This is a genomic window from Bacillus sp. ISL-51 (assembly GCF_018613535.1).
GTDB lineage: Bacteria > Bacillota > Bacilli > Bacillales > Bacillaceae > Bacillus.
On sequence record NZ_JAGGQB010000006.1, the window covers coordinates 492,516 to 512,707 of the forward strand.

Genomic DNA, 20,192 nt, shown 5'->3' on the forward strand with positions numbered 1-20,192 from the left:
CCATTGTGCATATCCCACAATGGCTTTTGTTTTTTTACTAGTTCACTGCCTGATAAGCCGGAACGTTCAATTGCTGGCGGGCCGCACACCATACATCGTAAATGGCAAGGTGAACAATGTGCGGTTCATCGTGATGAATGGCATGAGAACTGTTTGTTGCCTGTATCCAGCCGCTCTGATGAGAAAAATTCAGGAGATTTCTGTGCAGCTTGATCCATTGCTGATGTGCTGTCTTTAAACGTTCATTTCGTTCTCCCGAAGATAAAATCAAAAGCGGCATATTGCCTAAGTGGAGCTGCTGCTGCTTCATCTGCCGAAGACTGGCACGGAATTCCGCGTGTGATCCTTCCAGCATAAACTGCTTCAAATAGGCGGCTTTCATCTCTTCAGGCAAAAGCGGCAATACTTTTTGTTCCTGATCTTCAGATGCCGGATCAAGCAGGACCATGCCGATAATATCCCGGCGGTTCCGGCTGGCCCATAGTCTGCTGATAATCGTGCCGTATGAATGAGAGACGACAAGGTACGGAGGCTTTACGCCTGCTTTGTGGAGCAAGGCTTGTAATTCCTGAACCATGTGGTCTGCCGTTCTGCTGTTTGCGCTTCGTCCGCTTTTGCCGATTCCGGCTCTATCGTATGTGAAAACCCCAAATTCTTCATCCACGTCAGTGATTAATGATGTCCATGTCTCAGAAGAAATGCCGTAGCCGGCTTCAAAGACGATCGTTACTTCGCTGGTTCCTTTGCGGTGTTTCGTATAAAACGGACAGCCGTCAATCAGATATGTCTTTTCCATCCATGCTGCATTCATTGGAGTCATCTCCTCTAATTGGTTCTATAGGGAAGACGGAGAACCTTCGGCAATCGTTTCTCACAAAATAAAAAAAGAGACGGCCGAAAGAAAGTTTCCGGCTGTCTCTTCTGTTACCAGGCTCTGTCGTATTGGACGGGAACAGGTATTTCTGTATTCAGCTGCTTTGCTGCGGTTCTTGCAAAATGCGGGTCGCGCAAAAGTTCTCTGGCAATAAAAATAAGATCGGCGCGTCCGTTTTGCAGAATTTCTTCAGCCATCGTTCCTGTCGTAATCATGCCGACAGCGGCCGTTGCGATTTCGGCCTGCTCGCGGATTTTATCAGCGAAGCTTACTTGATAGCCCGGGAAGACGTTAATATCCGCTTGAACAAGTGCGCCTGAACTGCAATCAATCAAGTCGACTCCCTGTTCCTTCATCCATTTCGCAAAACCGATGTGATCGGCGATGTCTAGACCCTTGTCTGTGTAGTCAGATGCAGATACACGGACAAATAACGGGCCGTCCCACACCTCTTTCACCGCATCAATCGTTTCCCTTAAGAAACGGTAGCGGTTTTCAGGTGAGCCTCCGTATTCATCTGTGCGATGGTTGGACAGCGGCGATAAAAATTCATGTATCAAGTAGCCGTGAGCCGCGTGTAGCTCGATAATGTCAAAGCCGGCTTCTTTTGCACGCGCTGCAGCTTGTTTAAATTCGTGTATTGTTTCTTTAATTTGCTCCGCGCTCATCTCAACGGGTGTGTCGGACTGTTCATCAAAAGGGATGGCTGAAGGAGCGTAAATCTCTCCTTCCAGCTCGGCTTTACGGCCGGCATGCGCAAGCTGAATGCCGATTTTTGAACCCTGTGCTTTGACCTGTTCAGTCAGGTCAGCAAAGCCTTCAACATGCTCATCACTCCAAATGCCTAAATCCTGATCGGAGATGCGGCCCTGCGGATTGACCGCACTTGCTTCAACGATAATTAGTCCGACCTGCCCGATTGCACGTGATATGTAGTGCGCCATGTGGAACGGCTGTACTTTTCCGTCCTTTTCATGAGAAGAATACATGCACATCGGTGACATGACAATGCGGTTTTTAATCGTTACATCTTTTATCGTCCAAGGTGTAAATAATTTTCTGGCCATTTCTTTCGCCTCCCGTAATGTTTTTAGACATTGATTATAACAACTCAATTCTTCCCCGTCATATAAACTGCTCAGGCGGGTATGGGCGTGAGGGCAGCTTTCTTATTTTTGAGGATAGGAGTCATTTTATACATAAGCGTGAAGCAGCTGTATTGTACTGGTTTTTCATGCCAATTCATAAAAGGCATTTACAGCCGATCATATAGGAGATATAAATGATAAACGCACCGAGAACAGCGTAGCCTGCTTTTAACCAGTTAGAAAGGATAAAAATACTGCTGATGTAAATAACCGCCCCGAACATTCCATTTGAAATTTTCATAAGAATGGCTGATTCAGTGAGCTGTAAGCCTTAACGTTAACATTGATCCCCCTCTCGCTGCTTCATCAAACACCGATAAACCAATGATTAAACTAAATTTGGGCGCCTTTCCTTCGCTGAAATAGAGCGCGGCGTTCTTTGATAAACGATGTGTGCGGTACGATTCCGCAGAAAAATAGAGTAAAAAAGCACGGGCAATGGCCCATGCTTTGTTTGTCACATTATTTTTTCGTTTTTTCCAAGGCGGCTCCGGCAAATTGTTCTTTAATGGCCGCGCTCCGTGCAGCTGTTTCTGTAATGCAGTAAATAATGGCTTCTTCAAAACGGCGTTCGCTTAATGCGCGCAGACCCGCTTCTGTTGTGCCGCCGGGGCTTGTGATTTCCTTGCGCAGGCGTTCAGGGCGTTTGCTGCTTTTCATGAGCATTTCAGTCGCACCTGTCATTGTTTGTAAAATCAGCTGTTTCGCCGTTTCTTCCGGTAAGCCGACTTGAAGGGCGGCCTTTTCCATCGCTTCGACATATCGATACACATAGGCGGGGCCGCTTCCGGCAATGGCTGTGACTGCATCAAGATGCCTTTCCTCAAATAATACAGCTTCCCCGATCGTTTCCAAAAGCGCCTTGGCCAAGCTGATCTCATCCTCACTCGCTTCAGGGCTTGCGGAAAAGCCGGTCGCTGATTTTCTGATTGCCGCCGATGTATTCGGCATCGCCCGGATGACGGTAAGCTTTCTGCCGAAATAATGCTGGATGGTATCAATTGTCAATCCGGCGAGAATAGAGATGACGAGCTGATTTTTCACATAATCACGGATGCTCTCAATGCTTTCTGCGGCATCCTTCGGCTTAAAAGCGAGAACGATGATGTCGGTCTGGCTGAAAAACTCCCGTTTATCCCGGCACGGCTGCACACCGTATGTTTCCTTCAGCTCATGAAGCCTTTGGTCATTTGACCGGTTTGTCATATATATATGTTCGGGTTTCGTCATTCCGCTTTGCAATAGCCCGTTAACCATTGCCTCCGCCATTGATCCTGCTCCGATAAAGCCAATTTTCTTCATATGAATCCTCCTTCTTTCCAAAACACAAAAAAACCTTCCCGTCAAAAGGACGAAAAGGTTTCGCGGTACCACCTTATATTAGCACGAATGGGCCGTGCTCAGCTCAACTCCCGTAACGAGGGATACGTTTAGGTTTTCCTAACCGCTCTGAGGACAGGTTCTGTAAACAAGAGGGCCGCAACGTCTTTCAGCCTGGGACATCGCTCTCTGCTGCCGTTGTTTATATACTGGTTCCCCGTCATAGCGTTCCGTGTTTTTCATAGTTTGTTGTTCATTATGCTATGCGGCACAGCGGGATGTCAATCTTTTTTTCTGATATGCGGCAATAATGACACGGCGAAAAGAAAAGGCTAAAATATGAGTGTTCAGGAATTAAAGAACTAAGGAGCGTAAAAATGGCAGCGAGAGAAATCATTCCGATGCGTGTGCCGACTCCGTTTGCAGTCGGTGACGTTATCGTCTACTTAGTAAAGGATGAAGCCCTGACCCTTATCGATTGCGGCCCGAATACAAAGGAGGCGGCTGAATCACTCAGCAGGCAGCTCGCGGAGAACGGGGCCGCTGTCTCGGATATTGAGCAGGTGGTGCTGACTCATCATCACGCCGATCATTCAGGTTTACTGCATTTGTTTTCCGAACAGACGGAAATTATCGGGCATCCGCTTAATGAGAGATACATCACACAGGATAAGTCGTATATGGCGCAGCAGGAACATTTTTTTCTGCGGTTTTTGACTGATATGGGCGTTCCTCTCACCCCTGAAGACATACATAAAACGATCAAGATGTCATACTTATTTTCCGCTAAGCGCTCTTTAACAAAAACGGTGAGAGAAAACGGGAAAATCGACGGCCTTGACGGCTGGACGGTGCTTGAAACGCCGGGCCATGCCGTTTCTCACATCGCGCTCTTCCATGAAGAAAGCGGCGAAATGTTCAGCGGAGACCTTCTGTTATCAAACAGTTCTACAAATCCGATTTTGGAGGCTCCCGAGCAGGAGGGCGACCGCACTTTGCCGATGCTCGACTATTTAAAATCTATGAAGCGGCTGTATGACATAAATCCGTCCATTGCGTATCCGGGGCACGGGGATCTGCTGACACAAGTAAGACCGGCAGCTGACAGACGATTAGAAAAACAGAGAAACCGGGCGGAGTACGTGCTGCACATGCTGTCAGAAGAAACGCTGACCGCTTATCAAGTATGCCGGCGTTTATTTCCGGCTGTGTATGAAAATGAATTGTTTTTGACGATGTCAGAAACGATCGGGCATCTTGATGTGCTGACTGCAGAGGGGAGCGTTGTTTCCTGTCAGTCGGGAAATACTCTGATGTTTAAAGCTGTGAAGGGGTGAAGGAAGTGGGCCGATTAACAGAAAAGCGGATTTGGATCACGGGAGCGTCCGGCGGGCTTGGCGAGCGGCTTGCGTACTTATGCGCAGCAGAAGGAGCGCATGTCTTTTTGTCCGCCCGGCGCGAGGATCGCTTACAAGAAGTGAAGAAAACAATCACCGGGCGAGGCGGATGGTGTGATGTGTTTCCGTTTGACGTCAGCAACATAGAAGAAGCTGAAGAAGTGCGGCGCCGGATCGGATCCGTTGATGTATTGATCAACAATGCCGGGTTCGGCATATTTGAGACTGCGGCTGATTCATCATTAGAGGATATGAAAGCCATGTTTGAAGTCAATGTATTCGGCTTAATCGCCTGTACGAAAGCTTGCTTGCCCGTTATGCTTCACGCAAACAGCGGTCACATTATCAATATTGCATCACAGGCCGGCAAACTGGCGACGCCGAAATCAAGCCTTTACTCCGCTACAAAACATGCCGTTTTAGGGTATTCCAACGCGCTGCGGATGGAATTGGCCGGCACGGGGATATTTGTGACGACCGTCAATCCGGGACCCATCCAAACTGATTTCTTTGCGATTGCTGACAAAGAGGGCGGTTATGTCAAAAGCGTGGGAAGATGGATGCTTGATCCGGACAGCGTTGCGGAGCGCATTACGTCAGCGATCTTAACGAATAAACGGGAAATCAACCTTCCGCGCTGGATGAATGCGGGAACGAAGCTGTACCAGCTCTTTCCTTCGTTTGCAGAAAAACTGGCGGGACGCGTATTAAAGAAAAAGTAAAAAAGGGGAGAAATAAAATGTCAGGTCGGGATATACGCACATCTCTTATGGAAGAGCCGCTTGTTAAACAATTGGCGCTGGCGCATGAAGTTTTTTGGATCAACCCGGACAAAACAGACGAGGCGGTAAAAAATCGCGCTAAGTGGGAAGAGGAGATTGCCGATGCGGAAGAAAGGCTGCTCCGGTTTGCGCCATACATCGCTTCTGCCTTTCCGGAGACAAAAGAGGCAGGCGGTCTTATTGAATCGCCGCTTGCCGCCATCAATGACATGAAGAAGCAGCTGGAACAAGACTGCGGTGAAGCTTTTCCCGGGCGCTGGCTTTTAAAGTGTGACCATGACCTGCCGATTTCCGGTTCAATCAAAGCCCGCGGCGGTATTTATGAAGTGCTGAAACATGCTGAAAACACTGCGGTAAAAGAGGGAATGCTGAAACACGATGATGATTACAGCATATTACATGACGAGCGGTTTACCGCTTTTTTCTCCCGCTACTCAATAGCTGTCGGATCTACAGGCAATTTAGGTTTAAGTATCGGCATAATCGGCGCAAAGCTCGGCTTTCGCGTAACCGTTCATATGTCTAGTGACGCGAAGCAGTGGAAGAAGGATTTGCTGCGCGAAAAAGGGGTCTCCGTGATAGAATACAAAGCCGACTACAGCCAGGCGGTAAAAGAGGGACGCCGGCAGGCTGAACAAGATCCTTATTGTTATTTTATTGACGATGAACATTCGCGGGATCTGTTATTAGGCTATGCGGCAGCGGGCGGCCGTTTAAAAAAACAGCTGGAGCACATGAATATAACTCCGGGCGCTGATGAGCCGCTTTTTGTCTATTTGCCGTGCGGTGTCGGCGGCGGGCCGGGAGGAGTTGCGCTCGCTTTAAAACTTATCTATGGAGAGAATGTCCATATCTTTTTCGGTGAACCGACACATTCCCCGTGTATGCTTTTAGGTTTATTTTCCGGTTTGCATGACGGCATCAGCGTGCAGGATATCGGCCTCGATAATCAAACGGCCGCCGACGGGCTGGCGGTGGGAAGGCCGTCCGGGTTAGCCGGACCGCTCATGGAGCCTCTGCTCAGCGGCTGTTACACCGCGGATGACAGCACGCTTTTTTCGCTTCTTTATAAGTTAAAAGCGTCCGAAGATAAAAGCCTGGAGCCTTCTGCACTCGCCGGGATGGCCGGGCCTGTCAAGTTATATCAAACGAAAGCCGGCAAACGCTATATGAAAGAGCGCGGACTGAATATGAAAAATGCCGTCCACCTTGTCTGGAGCACGGGCGGGAGCATGGTCCCGCCGGAAGAAATGGAAGAGTACTGCCGAATCGGCTTCTCATTTGCAAAAAAAATGGGCAGACAGTGAGGCGGATTTCCGTTACAATCTTTGTAAGCGTTTGTTTAAACCGGAAGCTATACAGAGAGATTGGTGTAAATTGTGAAAAGTAAAGAGTTAAACTTACATACATTGTACACGCAGCACAGCCGCGAGTCGTGGTCGGGATTCGGCGGCCACCTCTCCATTGCTGTCTCAGAGGCCGAGGCGAAGGCCGTAGAGGGGCTGAATGACTTCTTATCGGTGGAGGAAGTGGAAACGGTTTATATTCCGCTTGTGCGTCTGCTTCATCTTCATGTGACATCTGCCGCCAGACGGAACAAGCATGTAAACGTGTTTTTGAAGCATCCCCACTCAGCGAAAATACCGTTTATCATCGGGATTGCCGGCAGCGTTGCCGTCGGCAAAAGCACAACGGCGAGAATTTTGCAAAAGCTGCTTTCCCGTTTGCCGGACAGGCCGAAGGTGAGCCTTGTGACAACCGATGGTTTTTTGTACCCGACAGCCGAATTAAAAAAGAAAAACCTCCTGTCCAGAAAAGGATTCCCTGAGAGTTATGACGTAAAGGCGCTGCTTGAATTTCTGAATGATGTGAAGTCGGGAAAAGAGAGAGTGGAAGCCCCGGTATATTCCCACCTCACCTACGACAGGGAAGAGGGCGCTGTCGAAGTGGTGGAAGGAGCGGACATCGTCATAATAGAAGGAATCAACGTCCTGCAGTCGCCGACTTTAAAAGATGACAGGGAAAACCCCCGCATCTTTGTATCCGATTTCTTCGATTTTTCGATTTATGTGGATGCGGAAGAAAGCCGTATTTTCACGTGGTATTTACAGCGTTTCCGCCTTCTGAGGGAAACCGCTTTTCAGGACCCTGCTTCTTATTTTCATAAATTTAAGGACTTGTCTGACGAGGAGGCGGATGCGATGGCCGCCTCCATCTGGGAGAGCGTCAACCGCCCTAATCTGTACGAAAATATTCTGCCGACGAAATTCAGGTCTGATCTGATTTTACGAAAAGGGGACGGCCATAAGGTGGAAGAGGTGTTGGTAAGAAGAGTCTGATTTGATTTGAGGAGGGTGCGGATGCTATGGTGCATCATATTGAATTGTATGTATCTGACCTGAAGGCCTCCTCGCAGTTTTGGGAGTGGTTTTTAGGTGAACTCGGTTATACGGAATTTCAAAAGTGGGACTCTGGCATCAGCTGGAAAATAGACGGATTTTATATAGTGCTTGTACAGACAAAAGAGCGTTTTTTAAAGCCGGAGTACCACAGATGCCGGGTCGGACTGAACCATCTGGCCTTTCATGCTGCATCAAGAGAGCAGGTGGACGAGATGACGGAAAAGCTGTTTGCCAGAGGCTGCCCCGTGCTTTACAGGGACCGCCATCCGTATGCGGGCGGAAGCACGCATTACGCCGTATATACGGAGGACCCGGATCGGATAAAGGTCGAATTGGCTGCTCCTGCTTCTGAACTATAACTTTTCGTTTTCTTCTTTGCGGAGCGCATCAAGCTTCTTTTCGATTCTGTCTAATTGCACGCTGCGCTGCTTCAAACTTCTGAATACATAGACAACGGCAAAAAAGAAAAGGGCGGCAATGACAAACGAAAACAATTGAAAGATTACATCACCAATATTCATCGTCTCACCTCGCTTTTGCGGCGGGCTTTTAAGAGCCCGCCTTTTTTTACAGCGGTTTTTCCATTTCCGGCGTGCTGTGAGCGGCTGTCCTCACTTGCCGGTAAGCCAATGCTAAAAGCGGCATGCCGAGAAGCGTCACTCCCGCAAGAACGGAAAAAATCAGGGACGGATGATCTGGACCGAATAAATCAATGCACACTCCTCCGGCCCACGGTCCGATTACGTTGCCAAGCTGCGAAAAACCCATCGCTCCGAAATACGTTCCTTTCATATCCGGTTTGGCAATGCGGTCGACAAACAGATCCATCATTGAAAACAGAAGCACCTCTCCGACCGTAAACAGTATCACAATCACCACAAGGGAAGAAAGACTATGAGAAATTGTGAAAATGAGCAGACTTGCGCTGATCATCACGTTGCCGAGCATAATCGAAAACAGCGGCGGAAACCGCTTGGCGGCATGGACGATCGGGTATTGCGTCACCAATACCACCACAGCGTTTAATGTCAGCATATACCCGAACAGCTTTGCTCCGTTTTCAATAAACGGGCTCTCTGCCATATATTGAGGAAAAGTGGAGCTTAATTGCGAATACCCAAACGCAGATAAAATGATTCCGGCGAGGGCGATTGTAAACAGCCGATCGTTTTTTGCAGTGAAAAAAGCCTCCCGGACGGTGATTCCATTTACACGGGCTCCCGTTCCGGCCGGGTGTTTTTTAAACTGGATGAACAGCATCAGCCCGTACAGTGCGTAAATGACCGCGGGCGCGAGAAACGGCGCGGTGGAATGCGACGAGCCGAGATACAATCCGAGGAGCGGGCCGAACACAACGCCGATATTGATGGCCGTATATCTTAAATTAAAGACAAGCAATCTCGTTTCTTCTTTTGTCATAGCGGATAACAGAGCCTTTGAGGACGGCTCGAACAAAGCTTTACATAGCCCGTTTAAAGCATTCATTACTATGAAAATCCAAATGTGGGATGCGAGCGCAAAACCGGCGAATACAAATGTCCAGCCGAAGATGGCTGCGAGCATCACCTTTTCTCTGCCGAGTTTGTCTGATATATACCCGCCGTAAAAACTGGCCAATATGCCGACTAACGAGCTCACGGCAATGACAAGCCCCGCAAATGAGGCTGATGCTCCCTTTTCGGCTGTTAAATATATCGCCAAAAAAGGGATGCTCATTGACGTAGACATGCGGCCGAAGATGGTTCCGATAATAATGGTCCAACTGATGGGATGAATCTCTCTCCATTTTTTCATCTGTTTCTCTCCTGTATGTCATCTTTCTCTATCATACAAGAAAAAATTTCCTCTTCCAATCAAAAAAGAATCCAGAACAGTTTCACAGAGCTATTTTCTGAGAATGAACAGCTTTTGCAGAGGACTGACAATGACCTTTGACACCACTAGCAGCATCCCGATAATGCCTGCAAACTTATCGGCGGCAAGCAAAAGAAAAATGATAGTCAGCGGATAGAATCGCCAGTTTCTGGGTGCTCTGAATTTGTCCGATCCAGTTTTCAGCCTGTGCGGTCACTCTGGAAATGATCTATAAAGTTTGCAAGCCGTAAAGAGAAAGAGCGCAAAAAGTCCGCCCGCAAAAATCGCTAAAACGGCGATTCCTTTCGGCAGCTCTGCTCCCGTTTGAAGCAGCCGGACGAGCGGACGGCATAAAGTAAAGGGCGTCAGATAACACAATGGGCGAAACAAGGTTTTTAAGAGTAATGATAATAGGCAAAAACAAAAAATCTATTAATGTTCCGAGATAAATAATGAGACATAACAAAAGAACGGCATAACCGATTTTGAAATAGGGCCCGACAGGCACACACTTGCACCATGCAATCTGAAAGGTTCACCCCCGAACGATTCCTTATTGCCCGGCGCATAAACGTGTACCTGTCAGGAAAACTGCCCTTGATTGGTGACATAATCATAAATAATATCCTCTACATGGGCATGGAGATCCTCATCGGGCTCTTCGTTTCTTCTCTCTTCCAAGGCTTTTTTTAAGCTTTGCTTTTCATACGGGCTCAGCGGGTCTGTTGCCACATTCCGCCCATACTGGCGGAGAGCCTGTCCCATCATTTTTTCTATAAATTGATCCATCATTTACTCTCCTATTCTTATGATTCGCCTTTATTCTACTAGATATGATGCCATTCTCACACCCTTGTATCATCATATTTTCTGTCAGGCTAATACCGCTTTTTAGTTATTCCAATTCGACTGATATGATACGGTGAAAAGGTAAAGTTAACGCATCTTCATCGTTGATGATTTTTAAGCGTTTTTCATGGTGCATCACTTGCTTTATCCACCCCCAAAACCGGAGCGGGCCTTGAGCTGAGGCATAGGTGACCATAATGGCTCTGTCCTCTTCGATCGACTTTGTGATGATGCAATTCATATCGTTCGTTTGATCCTCGCTCAGCTCCGGGAACCGGAATTCCTCTTCTTTTCGTTTTTTGGCAAGCAGCTGTTCTCTGTGCTCGGGCAGCATCATTCGGCTTGATTCCCACATGACATTATACCCGGGCGTTAATTTATTCGGATTCATGTATACCACCTCGATTATTTGTAATGCCCGCCGATTTTTTCAGCCCGGTGATAAGCCTGGCCGGCTTCAGTAAGAGAGGCGGCGTGAAGCAGCGCCGCGGGGCCGTATCGTTCGTGAATATCATCCAATACTTTGCCGAGGCTGATCTTTTTCTCCTGGGCATCAAACAGGCTCAGCTGAAAATAATGGCAGGGCTCAAGCTGGGAGAGGGCGACTCCGGCGCTTCGGACGGGCTCGCCGTTCCAATGCTCGCGAAAAAGCTTGACCGCCTCTTTGAAAATATCCATTCCGACATTTGTTGGAGAAGCGAGCTTTCTTTGTCTGTGAAACCCTGTGGGGAAATCAAAATCAGCGCCTCTGATGCTTACGGAAACTGTATGGCCGATATATTGTTTAAAGCGGGCGCGGCGGGCCACTTCTTCGCTTAACTCAAGTAAAATGACTTTAATATCCTCAAAGCTGCAGTAGTCCCTCGGGAGAGTCATGTTATGGCCGACCGCTTTTTGCCGGCTGTGCGTGTTTACGGTGACAGGTGAGGGATCAATGCCGTGCGCTGTCCGCTGAAGCAGTTCGCCGTTAATTCCCCAGCGCTTTTTCAGCAGTTCGGGAGGGTGCTCGGCAAGACCGCCAATCGTGCTGATGCCCATTCGTCTTAAATTGTGTTCCATCCGTTTTCCGACGCCGAATAGTTTTCCGACCGGCAGAGTCCACAGATCCTGCTGGATGTTTGACAGATCCAATCTGTGAATGCCTGACGCATTTTTCTTGGCAAAATGGTCGCAAGCCATTTTCGCGAGCACTTTATTCGGCCCGATGCCGACGCGGGCATAAATGCCAAATTCATTCATAATCGCCGTTTGAATGCTTTTGGCAATGGTAAAAGGATCGCCGAACAGCCTCTTGCTTCCGGTCACATCGAGAAACTGCTCATCTATGGAGTAGGGCTCAACCAGATCTGTATACCGCTCAAGCAGCTCGGTAATCATGACGGACACGTCAATATACCGCTGCATCCGCGGGCGGACAATGACGGCATCCGGACATTTGGTTTGCGCTTCCCACAGCCGTTCAGCGTTTTTTACGCCGAATTGTTTGGCAAGCGGACAGGCTGCAAGCACGACGCCGCTGCGCCTTGCTGGATCTCCCGAGACAATCACGGGCCGGCTTTTGAGATGAGGCGCCTCCGCTTTTTCAACAGACGCGTAAAATGATTCCATATCCACAAGAAGGATCTCAGTCATAAAAAAACCACCTTTAGGAACACTTGTTCTATTTTTATTGTATCCGAAGTATGACGGCGTTTATACTGGTAAATAGTTCTTCGGATGGGATAAAGAAAAGAAGCTGTAAACCGCTGTTATTTCGATGTTTATCTTTTTTCTTTCTCAGGCCGGTCTATCGGACTGCTTTTTTCCTGAAAAGAAAACATTTACAATTACTAACAACCCACATATAATTTTTTATATTCCAGTAAAAAGAGCTGACATTCATTTTGCCGGGCGAAAAGGAGAGTCAATTGACAATGGACATTCGAACAATCACGTCTGAAGACTATGAAATGGTTACGTCTGTTTTGAATGAATGGTGGGGCGGCAGACAGATAAAAGAAAAACTGCCGCGTTTGTTTTTTGAACATTTTCAGGACACAAGCTTTATTACGTACGGCCAGGAGGGAATGACCGGTTTTTTAATCGGGTTTCAGTCACAATCAGATCCTGAGACAGCCTACATTCATTTTTCAGGTGTGCACCCTGATTTCAGAAAAATGCAAATTGGGAAACAGCTCTATGACCGATTTATTGAAACGGTTAAAGAAAGAGGCTGCACAAAAGTCAATTGCGTCACGGCGCCTGTCAATAAAGTGTCAATTGCTTATCATACAAAATTAGGATTCGAGGTTGAAAAAGGCACCAAAACCGTAAACGGAATCCCTGTTTTTGCGAATTACGACGGTTCGGGTCAAGACCGGGTTCTGTTTGTGAAGCACATTTAGAGAGGAGGCGGAGTATGAGTTTTTTAGCCAATACGCCGGAGCCGCCTTATTATGCGGTCATTTTTTCATCAATAAAGGGAAAATATGATGAAGAATATGAGAATACGGCAGAGCGGATGATGCTTTTGGCAAGCGGACAGCCGGGCTTTTTAGGCGTTGAAAGCGTCCGGGAGGAAAACGGGCGCGGCATCACCGTTTCCTACTGGGACAGCATGGATGCGATTAAGCGGTGGAAAGACCATACTGACCATCAAACGGCGAAACAAAAAGGGAGAAGTACCTGGTATGAATCATATGCCGTCCGCATTACGAAGGCGGAGTCACAGCGGGTTTTTGCGCCAAAAGGAGCAGAAGGTTGATTACATTTTTACCGCATACACAAGAACAGACGGCGCGGGAAATTGTGGCGGTTCAGCGCTGCTCATATCAAAAAGAAGCCGAGCTGATCGGATTTTTCGGCATTCCGGCTCTGCATGAGACAGAAACCGATGTAAAACGATCACAGGAAACGTTTGCCGGCTTTAGAGAAAAGGAACAGCTCCTCGGCGTCATTTCGTATGAAAAAAAAGGGCATCAACTTGTCATATGCCGGCTGACGGTGCATCCGTCCGGCTTTAGAAAAGGAATCGGGAGGGCGCTTGTTCAATTTGTGATAGACATGAATGTAGACGCTGAAACAATAGAAGTGACAACAGCCAAAGACAATACCCCGGCAGTCTCTCTCTATCTAAGGGCCGGATTCACAGAAACAAAACAGATCGAGGCGGCAGAAGGACTGACACTCTCGGTTTTTCAGCTCTGTCCGAAAAGAAAAGTGGAAGTCATTCCGTATCAGCCTGAGTGGAGAGCGATGTTTAACAAAGAAAAAGCGAATCTGATTCAGGTCTTCGGCTCAGCCCTCCGATCTGTCAGCCACATCGGAAGCACCTCCATCCCCAATATGGCCGCAAAGCCTGTCATTGATATAGTAGCAGAGGTCGATAACATCCATGCCGCGGACCGTTATTGTCCGCAGATGCAAGCACTCGGCTATGAAGCAAAAGGGGAAAACGGGATCAAGGACCGGCGCTTTTTTCAAAAGGGAGGCAATCAGCGCACGCACCATGTTCACATATATGAATCCGGGCATCCGGAAATCAAGCGGCATCTGCTGTTCAGGGATTATCTCACTGCCTGCCCCGGGCAAGCCGCAGAATATATAAAGCTGAAACGGCAGCTCGCCGATACATACCCGGACGATATTTCAAAGTATATCGAAGGGAAAAATGAATGGATCAAGGCTGCTGAACAAAGGGCGAAAAGCTGGGAAGCAGACGGCTGTAAATGAAACAGAAACGGTGCATCCAGCCGTGCGGTATGCTACAATGGCGAAAATGAAAAAAACGGGGGATCACCTTATGCAAATACATGTGACCGATGCGGCCAAACAAACGCTCCAGCCGGCGATGGATGCCAACCCGGGAAAAAAAGCTCAGCTCCGTTTCGATGCTGAAGGCTGCGGCTGCGCCGTAAGCGGCGTGCCGACAATCTGGCTGGCGGAAGAATTAACGGGAGAATGTGAACGCATTGAAACAAACGGGCTCCCGCTTTATATCCAAACCTCACAAAAAGTGTTTTTTGACGAGGAAATGACAATCGATTACAATGAAAAGGCAAAAACGCTGGCCTTAAAAAGCCCGGCGCAGATGCTGAGCCCGAGAATGAGTATATTAGTAAAGCAGGGAGAAAGCGAAAGTGGATCAAAAGCTGAAAGCCATTAAACAAACAGCACAGCATAAAACGTGGGTATCCTTCCTGAATAAAAATCACCCGTACAGCCTGCTGCACTGGTCTATCGGAGGCGCCGAAGCCGTTCAGAAGGATGTCTGGCTGCTTCAGGATGAAATGACCTTTGAAGCCCAGGAGTTTACGACAATAGATCTTGCCATTGACTGGATCGGGGAGCATATGGACGGAATTACCGACGTTTTATGACGGGAAGCGAAAGAACAGAATCGTTCTTTCGCTTTTTTAAGTTGGCGCTATCGTTTCTAAAAATGTTTTCACGGCTTTTCGGTAGCTCTCCGGATTTTTCGAATATGACATGGCATGGCCGCCAGCTTCGGCAAGATACAGCATCTTCGGCCCGCGTTTTCTGCGGTACAGTAATTCCGAGAAAGCGGGAGGAATATAGTCATCTTCCTTGCTGTGAATAAACAAAACAGGCTGTCTGATGCGGCTTATGACGGATAAAGGCGACACATCCCGGATGGAGTACCCCTCCCTTATCCGTAAAAAGACGTCAGCCAAAGGCAAAACCGGCCATGGAGGCAGCCGAAACTCGCGCTTCAGCCTGTAGGCGAGCTGTCCGCGAAAGCTGGCAAAAGGACAATCAGCTATATAAAAATCGGCGCAGCCGTTGTCCTGACAGTCTCCCGCGTATAAGAGAGCCGTCACGGCCCCCATCGATTCGCCGTGGATGCCGATCAGCCCGCCGGCTCCGGTTTTTTTGCGCACCCAGTTTACCGCTTCATGTAAATCATCCTTTTCAAAATATCCGTAACTCGTCGTTTTGCCGCCGCTTTTTCCGTGTCTGCGGTGGTCATACATCAGCACATTCCAGCCCAAATCTAAAAATAAGTGCATGTATTTCAGTGAATTGAACACATTTACCGTGACGCCGTGGCAGATGATGATGGTATTTGCCGTATCATAAGGCGCGATATAATAGCCTTTTATGTCATACCCGTGGCGGGACGGGATGACCGCTTCTTCTTTTTCCATCGTGTGAAAGGATTCAAATATGTCGTGCCCGTCTGCGATTTCCTTCTTCATAATCTCTTCATCGGTTTTTTTCTTAATGAACATGATCACATTCGTAAACCCAATCCCAGCCGCCAAAATAACGGTGCAAACCGAACCGAACACCGCCAGCCATTTTTTCATGAAGCATTCTCCTTTCTGAATAACGCATAAGGTTTAATATGACACATTTTCAAAAAATCCTTCAGGTGAACGTTGCTCTTTACGCAGCGTCATGCCGTATCATTAACATATAACGAACATGGAGGGGAAAAAACATATACAGTAGGGGAATCTGCAAGACTGACAGAACGCACTTTAAGATATTACGACCAAAAAGGCGTGTAAACCCGCGGACTGCGAAGCAAACGGCCGCCGCGTTTATTCACATGGATCATTGTTTGAATTGAATAAGATATTAGCATTAACGTTTATCGGCTGTTCTCTGGCAGAAATAAAGAAATACATACATTCACCTGCACAACAAGTAATAGACACATTAATCAAGCATAAACAACAGCTTATGAACAAAAGACGACATATAGACAAAGCAATTGATACCATCAGCCGAGCGGAAGCAATGATCAAGAATAAAAGTCGGGCTGACAGCGATAATGTACTGTCACTTTTATGGCACTATCAGCATGAGGAAGAAGGGATGCAATGGTTTACCGAACATATTTCAAATGATGCTGATGAGGCAGCAGCACATCTTGCCGAACAAGAGGAAAGATAGTTGTCCGCCTTCCGCGTCCGTGATACACTTGCTTCACAATCATCCGAATACGGGGGCATAATGATGAAAAAGAAGCAGTCATCTAAGGAAAAACACAGCTTGAAAGACGACCTGCAAGCTGACCTGAAGGCCAAGCTTTTGCAAATGAAAAGTGAGCTGAAGGAAGAGGGTGAGAAAAAACAAGCGCAAAAAAAGGCGGAACAGATCAGAAAACGCAAAGAAATCGAAAAGAATAAAAGCTTTGAAGAACTGCTGAATGAAAGCAATCTTGATTGGCACAAATATAAATAAACCAGCATCTGAAAAAGATGCTGGTTTATTTGTTTAGGAGCGATGAGCTTCGTATACGCTTCGTTTTGTATAAAATTGCAGTGCTTTTATTTCTTGTCCGCTTAAACGGCGGGCCTCTGCCGCCAAGCAGTTCTCTTTGAGCTGCTCCGGTGAGCTTGCTCCCGTAATGACAGAGGCGGCAGCCGGCTGTGAAAGCAGGTATTGAAGAGACAATTCCGTCATGCTGAGATCCGGGGCGACACCGGAAATGGCTCTTTTGGTGTCGGCCAATTCTTCAAAAGAATACGTTAAATAACCGTGCTGTTTCACGCGGCCGCCTGCCTGATCCAGCGGTTTTTCCGTCAGCAGCCCTTTTGCGACCGGGCCCCTTGCGACTATGCTGATTCCGTGCTCCTCCAAAAGAGGCAGCCATTCCTCAGGGCGCCGGTCGAGAAGGCTGAATTGCATCATAACACTTGTGATGTTAGATTTTTTTACATATTCTTTGATGACGTTCGGACGGATGGAGGAGATGCCGTAGTAACGGATCACTCCTTCTTGTTTTAAGTCCTCAAACGCTTCGATCGTTTCCTCAATGTTGTCTTCCATCGTGCCGCCGTGCAGCTGATAAAGGTCGATATAATCCGTTTTCAGCCGGGCAAGGCTGTTTTTGACCGCTTCTTTTATGTATGCTTTTGAAGCGTCCCAATACCAGCCGTCTTTTTCATCACTCCAGCGGTTCCCGGCTTTAGTGGCTAAAATGATATCGTGCCGCCGGTTTTGAATGGCTTCCCCGACAATTTCCTCATTCCGGCCGAAATCATAAAGGTCGGCGGTGTCTAAATAATTGATGCCGAGTTCAATCGCTTCATCCAAAATGGACAGCGCTTTGTTTTTGTCTGTACCGAGTGACATGCAGCCGAGCCCGATTTCGCTTATTTCTAAATCAGAACGGCCTAACGTGCGTTTTCTCATGGTTTCGCTCCTTTTTCTGGTCTTTTATTGACCGTAATATAAAGGCGCGAAGTTTTCAACTGTTAAGGCCCGGCGATCCAATCTCCGACATAACGGAATGTGCGCCCGTACTCTTTCAGCTTAGCCCGCACTTCCCAAGCCTTTCCGACCAAAACGATGCTTTTTTCCATCCGGTACACCTTCAAGCGAAAAGCACCTCCCTATTATGCATGTATGATAAAATGTATGAGGCATAATAGAGAGACAGAACGGGAGATGAAATGATGAAACATTTAGAAGAAAAAACACTTTCTAAAAAGCAGCTTTATAATGGGAAAGTAATAGACCTTTACTTGGAGGATGTAGAACTTCCGAACGGAAAAACAAGCAAACGGGAAATCGTCAAGCATCCGGGGGCAGTTGCAGTGCTCGCGTTGACGGAAGAAGGAAAAATGATTTTGGTCAGCCAGTTCAGGAAGCCGCTGGAGCGGACAATCGTTGAGATTCCGGCCGGTAAGCTCGAAAAAGGTGAAGAGCCGGAGCATACGGCATTAAGAGAGCTTGAAGAAGAGACGGGGTATACGGCGGAAACCTTGACGAAAATCACCGCTTTTTATACATCGCCCGGGTTTGCGGACGAGATCGTGCATCTTTTCCTTGCCGAAGGGCTTTCCCCGCTTGAAGAAAAACGGGAGCTTGATGAGGACGAATTTGTCGAAGTGATGCTGGTCACGCTTGAAGAAGCGCTGGAGCTGGCGGAATCCCGCCAAGTGTACGATGCAAAAACGGCGTATGCAATTCAGTATCTTCAGCTGAAGGAAGCGCTGAAGAGAAAATGATGAAAACCGTATATGCGGATCTGCATATTCATATCGGACGTACCTATACGGGGAGACCGGTCAAGATCACCGGAGCCAAAACGCTGACCTTGGACCGGATATTAGCTGAAGCAAGCGAGGGGAAAGGAATTGAGCTGTTAGGCATTATTGACTGCCATTCTCCGGAAGTCATTCAAGAAATTGAACACGGAATTGACTCAGGGAAATACCATGAGCTGAAAGAGGGCGGTATCCGTTACCGGAATACAACGCTTCTGTTAGGAAGTGAACTGGAGATATATGATCAATCCTGCCGCGGGCCGATTCACGTTCTGGTCTTTATGCCGGCTCTTGCGGAGATGAAGGAATTTTCCGCGTGGCTGGCTGAGCGGCTCAAAAACATTCATCTCAGCTCACAGCGCATTTACGAAACCGGTTTGAATCTTCAAACGAAAACGAAGGAGTTGGGCGGGCTGTTTATTCCCGCCCATATATTCACTCCGCACAAAAGTCTCTACGGGAAAGGCGTCAACGCTTCCTTGGCTGAAGTATTCGAGCCTTCGCTCATTGATGCGGTTGAGCTCGGTTTAAGCTGTGACACGGAAATGGCCTCCCGGTTATCGGAGCTTGACCGATATACATTTTTAACAAATTCTGATGCGCATTCCTTAGGGAAAATCGGCAGAGAATATAATCAATTGCTTCTTCAAGAAGCGAATTTTACGGAATTTTCTCTGGCGTTAAAAGGGAAAGACGGCAGAAAGATCGCCGCTAATTACGGACTGAACCCGAAGCTTGGGAAGTATTACCGGACGGCTTGCGATACATGCGGAAGTCCGCTTGAAAAAGGGGATGGAGTCTGTGCGGAGTGCGGCGGCAAAACATTTACAAAGGGTGTCAGTGAGCGGCTGGAAGAACTCAGCGATCAAAAAAAAAGCCGCGCTGTGCGGCCCCCGTATATCCATCAAATCCCGCTGCAATTTGTTCCCGGCGTCGGGCCGAAAACATTGGAAAAGCTGAAGCTGGCCTTCGGGACCGAGATGGCGATCCTGCATCAGGCGGAAGAAGAGGACTTAGCGCGCGTGGTGCCGCGTAAAATAGCGGCCGTCATCCACAAAGCGCGCACAGGACAAATAGGGCTTGAGGCCGGAGGCGGAGGAACGTATGGACGGCTCAAGCCTTAAAGGCGGTGTTTATCCGAGCTCCTCTTGAATCTTCTTTTTCGTTCGGATAAATGCGATCAATTGGATGATCTCATCCTGAGTCAGCGGCTGTCCGTCAACAGTCAGCGTCCCTGATCCTTCGGCTGCTTCCGTTAATTCAACGGCATGGGCGAAGGGTTTTGCTTTTTTTTCAGCACGGCCGAGTAAATCGTCGCATGTCGTATCAAACAGATCAGCGAGCGTACCCAGCGCCTCAAAAGACGGACGCCGGTAGCCTGACTCATATCCGGCGTACGTGCTTTTGGCGATGCCGAGCCGGTCAGCTGTATACTGCAGCGACCAGTTTTTCTTTTTTCTCAGTTCAGTTAAACGATCTAAATTCATATTCAAAACCGCTCCTTTTCACTTGAGCAAATTATATCATATCGATATGTAAAAGTGTACGCGAATTGAATAACAA

26 protein-coding genes are annotated in these 20,192 nt (G+C 47.9%); 14 read left to right on the plus strand and 12 right to left on the minus strand.

The window, feature by feature from the left end; genetic code table 11:
- Window positions 1-37 precede the first annotated feature (37 nt).
- From J7E26_RS11235 to proC, 3 genes are all read right to left on the minus strand, one after another.
- Window positions 38-811 carry an alpha/beta fold hydrolase gene (locus J7E26_RS11235; RefSeq protein ID WP_214798736.1) on the minus strand — a complete coding sequence of 258 codons (774 nt, stop codon included), beginning with the start codon at window positions 809-811 and terminating at the stop codon, window positions 38-40.
- A gap of 113 nt (window positions 812-924) precedes the next feature.
- Window positions 925-1,941 carry an NADPH dehydrogenase NamA gene (gene namA, locus J7E26_RS11240; protein ID WP_214798739.1) on the minus strand — a complete coding sequence of 339 codons (1,017 nt, stop codon included), beginning with the start codon at window positions 1,939-1,941 and terminating at the stop codon, window positions 925-927.
- Window positions 1,942-2,484: 543 nt separating this feature from the next.
- On the minus strand, window positions 2,485-3,324 hold the full coding sequence (gene proC, locus J7E26_RS11245) for a pyrroline-5-carboxylate reductase (protein ID WP_214798742.1): 840 nt from the start codon (window positions 3,322-3,324) through the stop codon (window positions 2,485-2,487).
- 395 nt (window positions 3,325-3,719) lie between these two features.
- Between proC and J7E26_RS11250 the strand changes: the two genes are divergently transcribed.
- The 5 genes from J7E26_RS11250 to J7E26_RS11270 all read left to right on the plus strand — a co-directional run bounded on the left by J7E26_RS11250 (window position 3,720) and on the right by J7E26_RS11270 (window position 8,282).
- Window positions 3,720-4,679, plus strand: coding sequence for an MBL fold metallo-hydrolase (locus J7E26_RS11250; RefSeq protein WP_214798745.1), 960 nt, complete (start codon window positions 3,720-3,722; stop codon window positions 4,677-4,679).
- 5 nt (window positions 4,680-4,684) lie between these two features.
- On the plus strand, window positions 4,685-5,461 hold the full coding sequence (locus J7E26_RS11255; RefSeq protein ID WP_214798747.1) for an SDR family NAD(P)-dependent oxidoreductase: 777 nt from the start codon (window positions 4,685-4,687) through the stop codon (window positions 5,459-5,461).
- A gap of 17 nt (window positions 5,462-5,478) precedes the next feature.
- Window positions 5,479-6,828, plus strand: coding sequence for a D-serine ammonia-lyase (dsdA, locus tag J7E26_RS11260; protein ID WP_214798750.1), 1,350 nt, complete (start codon window positions 5,479-5,481; stop codon window positions 6,826-6,828).
- Between the two features lie 72 nt (window positions 6,829-6,900).
- Window positions 6,901-7,860: a type I pantothenate kinase gene (gene coaA, locus J7E26_RS11265; RefSeq protein WP_214813310.1), complete on the plus strand. Its 960-nt coding sequence runs from the start codon at window positions 6,901-6,903 to the stop codon at window positions 7,858-7,860.
- A gap of 29 nt (window positions 7,861-7,889) precedes the next feature.
- Window positions 7,890-8,282, plus strand: a complete 393-nt coding sequence (locus J7E26_RS11270; RefSeq protein ID WP_214798971.1) for a VOC family protein — start codon at window positions 7,890-7,892, stop codon at window positions 8,280-8,282.
- Here the strand turns inward: J7E26_RS11270 and J7E26_RS11275 are convergent.
- The 5 genes from J7E26_RS11275 to J7E26_RS11295 all read right to left on the minus strand — a co-directional run bounded on the left by J7E26_RS11275 (window position 8,277) and on the right by J7E26_RS11295 (window position 12,258).
- Window positions 8,277-8,444 carry a DUF4083 family protein gene (locus J7E26_RS11275; RefSeq protein WP_214798758.1) on the minus strand — a complete coding sequence of 56 codons (168 nt, stop codon included), beginning with the start codon at window positions 8,442-8,444 and terminating at the stop codon, window positions 8,277-8,279. The two genes, J7E26_RS11270 and J7E26_RS11275, sit on opposite strands and share 6 nt — an antisense overlap.
- Window positions 8,445-8,490: 46 nt before the next feature.
- Entirely contained in the window at window positions 8,491-9,717 is a 1,227-nt protein-coding gene (locus tag J7E26_RS11280) for an MDR family MFS transporter (RefSeq protein WP_214798761.1), read from the minus strand.
- Between the two features lie 642 nt (window positions 9,718-10,359).
- Window positions 10,360-10,566 (minus strand): YqzH family protein, encoded by a 207-nt coding sequence (locus tag J7E26_RS11285; protein ID WP_214798764.1) that lies wholly within the window; start codon window positions 10,564-10,566, stop codon window positions 10,360-10,362.
- Window positions 10,567-10,672: 106 nt separating this feature from the next.
- A complete protein-coding gene (locus J7E26_RS11290; protein WP_214798767.1) occupies window positions 10,673-11,017 on the minus strand; it encodes a YolD-like family protein in 345 nt (114 codons plus the stop codon).
- Between the two features lie 14 nt (window positions 11,018-11,031).
- On the minus strand, window positions 11,032-12,258 hold the full coding sequence (locus J7E26_RS11295) for a DNA polymerase IV (RefSeq protein WP_214798770.1): 1,227 nt from the start codon (window positions 12,256-12,258) through the stop codon (window positions 11,032-11,034).
- A 281-nt stretch (window positions 12,259-12,539) separates the two neighbouring features.
- Between J7E26_RS11295 and J7E26_RS11300 the strand changes: the two genes are divergently transcribed.
- The 5 genes from J7E26_RS11300 to J7E26_RS11320 all read left to right on the plus strand — a co-directional run bounded on the left by J7E26_RS11300 (window position 12,540) and on the right by J7E26_RS11320 (window position 14,984).
- The gene (locus tag J7E26_RS11300; RefSeq protein ID WP_214798773.1) at window positions 12,540-13,010 is read left to right on the plus strand and encodes a GNAT family N-acetyltransferase; all 471 of its coding nucleotides are present in this window, start codon (window positions 12,540-12,542) and stop codon (window positions 13,008-13,010) included.
- Between the two features lie 14 nt (window positions 13,011-13,024).
- Entirely contained in the window at window positions 13,025-13,369 is a 345-nt protein-coding gene (locus J7E26_RS11305) for an antibiotic biosynthesis monooxygenase family protein (RefSeq protein WP_214813311.1), read from the plus strand.
- Window positions 13,366-14,337, plus strand: coding sequence for a GNAT family N-acetyltransferase (locus J7E26_RS11310; protein ID WP_214798778.1), 972 nt, complete (start codon window positions 13,366-13,368; stop codon window positions 14,335-14,337). The genes J7E26_RS11305 and J7E26_RS11310 overlap by 4 nt, the downstream gene beginning before the upstream one ends.
- A gap of 70 nt (window positions 14,338-14,407) precedes the next feature.
- Window positions 14,408-14,770 carry an iron-sulfur cluster biosynthesis family protein gene (locus J7E26_RS11315; protein ID WP_214798973.1) on the plus strand — a complete coding sequence of 121 codons (363 nt, stop codon included), beginning with the start codon at window positions 14,408-14,410 and terminating at the stop codon, window positions 14,768-14,770.
- Window positions 14,745-14,984 (plus strand): DUF2552 family protein, encoded by a 240-nt coding sequence (locus J7E26_RS11320; protein WP_061520864.1) that lies wholly within the window; start codon window positions 14,745-14,747, stop codon window positions 14,982-14,984. Before J7E26_RS11315 ends, J7E26_RS11320 begins: the two co-directional genes overlap by 26 nt.
- A 36-nt stretch (window positions 14,985-15,020) precedes the next feature.
- Here the strand turns inward: J7E26_RS11320 and J7E26_RS11325 are convergent, their stop codons facing one another.
- Window positions 15,021-15,935, minus strand: coding sequence for an alpha/beta hydrolase (locus J7E26_RS11325; RefSeq protein WP_214798781.1), 915 nt, complete (start codon window positions 15,933-15,935; stop codon window positions 15,021-15,023).
- Window positions 15,936-16,197: 262 nt separating this feature from the next.
- Here J7E26_RS11325 and J7E26_RS11330 point away from each other — a divergent pair, with 262 nt between their 5' ends.
- Together J7E26_RS11330 and J7E26_RS11335 are read left to right on the plus strand one after the other, a co-directional pair.
- On the plus strand, window positions 16,198-16,527 hold the full coding sequence (locus J7E26_RS11330; protein WP_214798784.1) for a MerR family transcriptional regulator: 330 nt from the start codon (window positions 16,198-16,200) through the stop codon (window positions 16,525-16,527).
- Window positions 16,528-16,590: 63 nt separating this feature from the next.
- Window positions 16,591-16,818: a YqkE family protein gene (locus tag J7E26_RS11335; RefSeq protein ID WP_214798787.1), complete on the plus strand. Its 228-nt coding sequence runs from the start codon at window positions 16,591-16,593 to the stop codon at window positions 16,816-16,818.
- 33 nt (window positions 16,819-16,851) lie between these two features.
- Here J7E26_RS11335 and J7E26_RS11340 read toward each other — a convergent pair whose 3' ends face one another.
- Both J7E26_RS11340 and mciZ read right to left on the minus strand, forming a co-directional pair.
- Window positions 16,852-17,772 carry an aldo/keto reductase gene (locus J7E26_RS11340; RefSeq protein WP_214798790.1) on the minus strand — a complete coding sequence of 307 codons (921 nt, stop codon included), beginning with the start codon at window positions 17,770-17,772 and terminating at the stop codon, window positions 16,852-16,854.
- Between the two features lie 62 nt (window positions 17,773-17,834).
- A complete protein-coding gene (mciZ, locus tag J7E26_RS11345; protein WP_214798793.1) occupies window positions 17,835-17,957 on the minus strand; it encodes a Z-ring formation inhibitor MciZ in 123 nt (40 codons plus the stop codon).
- A 78-nt stretch (window positions 17,958-18,035) separates the two neighbouring features.
- Here mciZ and J7E26_RS11350 point away from each other — a divergent pair, with 78 nt between their 5' ends.
- Both J7E26_RS11350 and J7E26_RS11355 read left to right on the plus strand, forming a co-directional pair.
- A complete protein-coding gene (locus J7E26_RS11350; RefSeq protein WP_214798797.1) occupies window positions 18,036-18,590 on the plus strand; it encodes an NUDIX domain-containing protein in 555 nt (184 codons plus the stop codon).
- Window positions 18,590-19,753: a TIGR00375 family protein gene (locus J7E26_RS11355; RefSeq protein ID WP_214798800.1), complete on the plus strand. Its 1,164-nt coding sequence runs from the start codon at window positions 18,590-18,592 to the stop codon at window positions 19,751-19,753. Before J7E26_RS11350 ends, J7E26_RS11355 begins: the two co-directional genes overlap by 1 nt.
- 9 nt (window positions 19,754-19,762) lie before the next feature.
- Here the strand turns inward: J7E26_RS11355 and J7E26_RS11360 are convergent, their stop codons facing one another.
- A complete protein-coding gene (locus tag J7E26_RS11360) occupies window positions 19,763-20,116 on the minus strand; it encodes a helix-turn-helix domain-containing protein (RefSeq protein ID WP_214798803.1) in 354 nt (117 codons plus the stop codon).
- Between the last annotated feature and the right edge of the window lie 76 nt (window positions 20,117-20,192).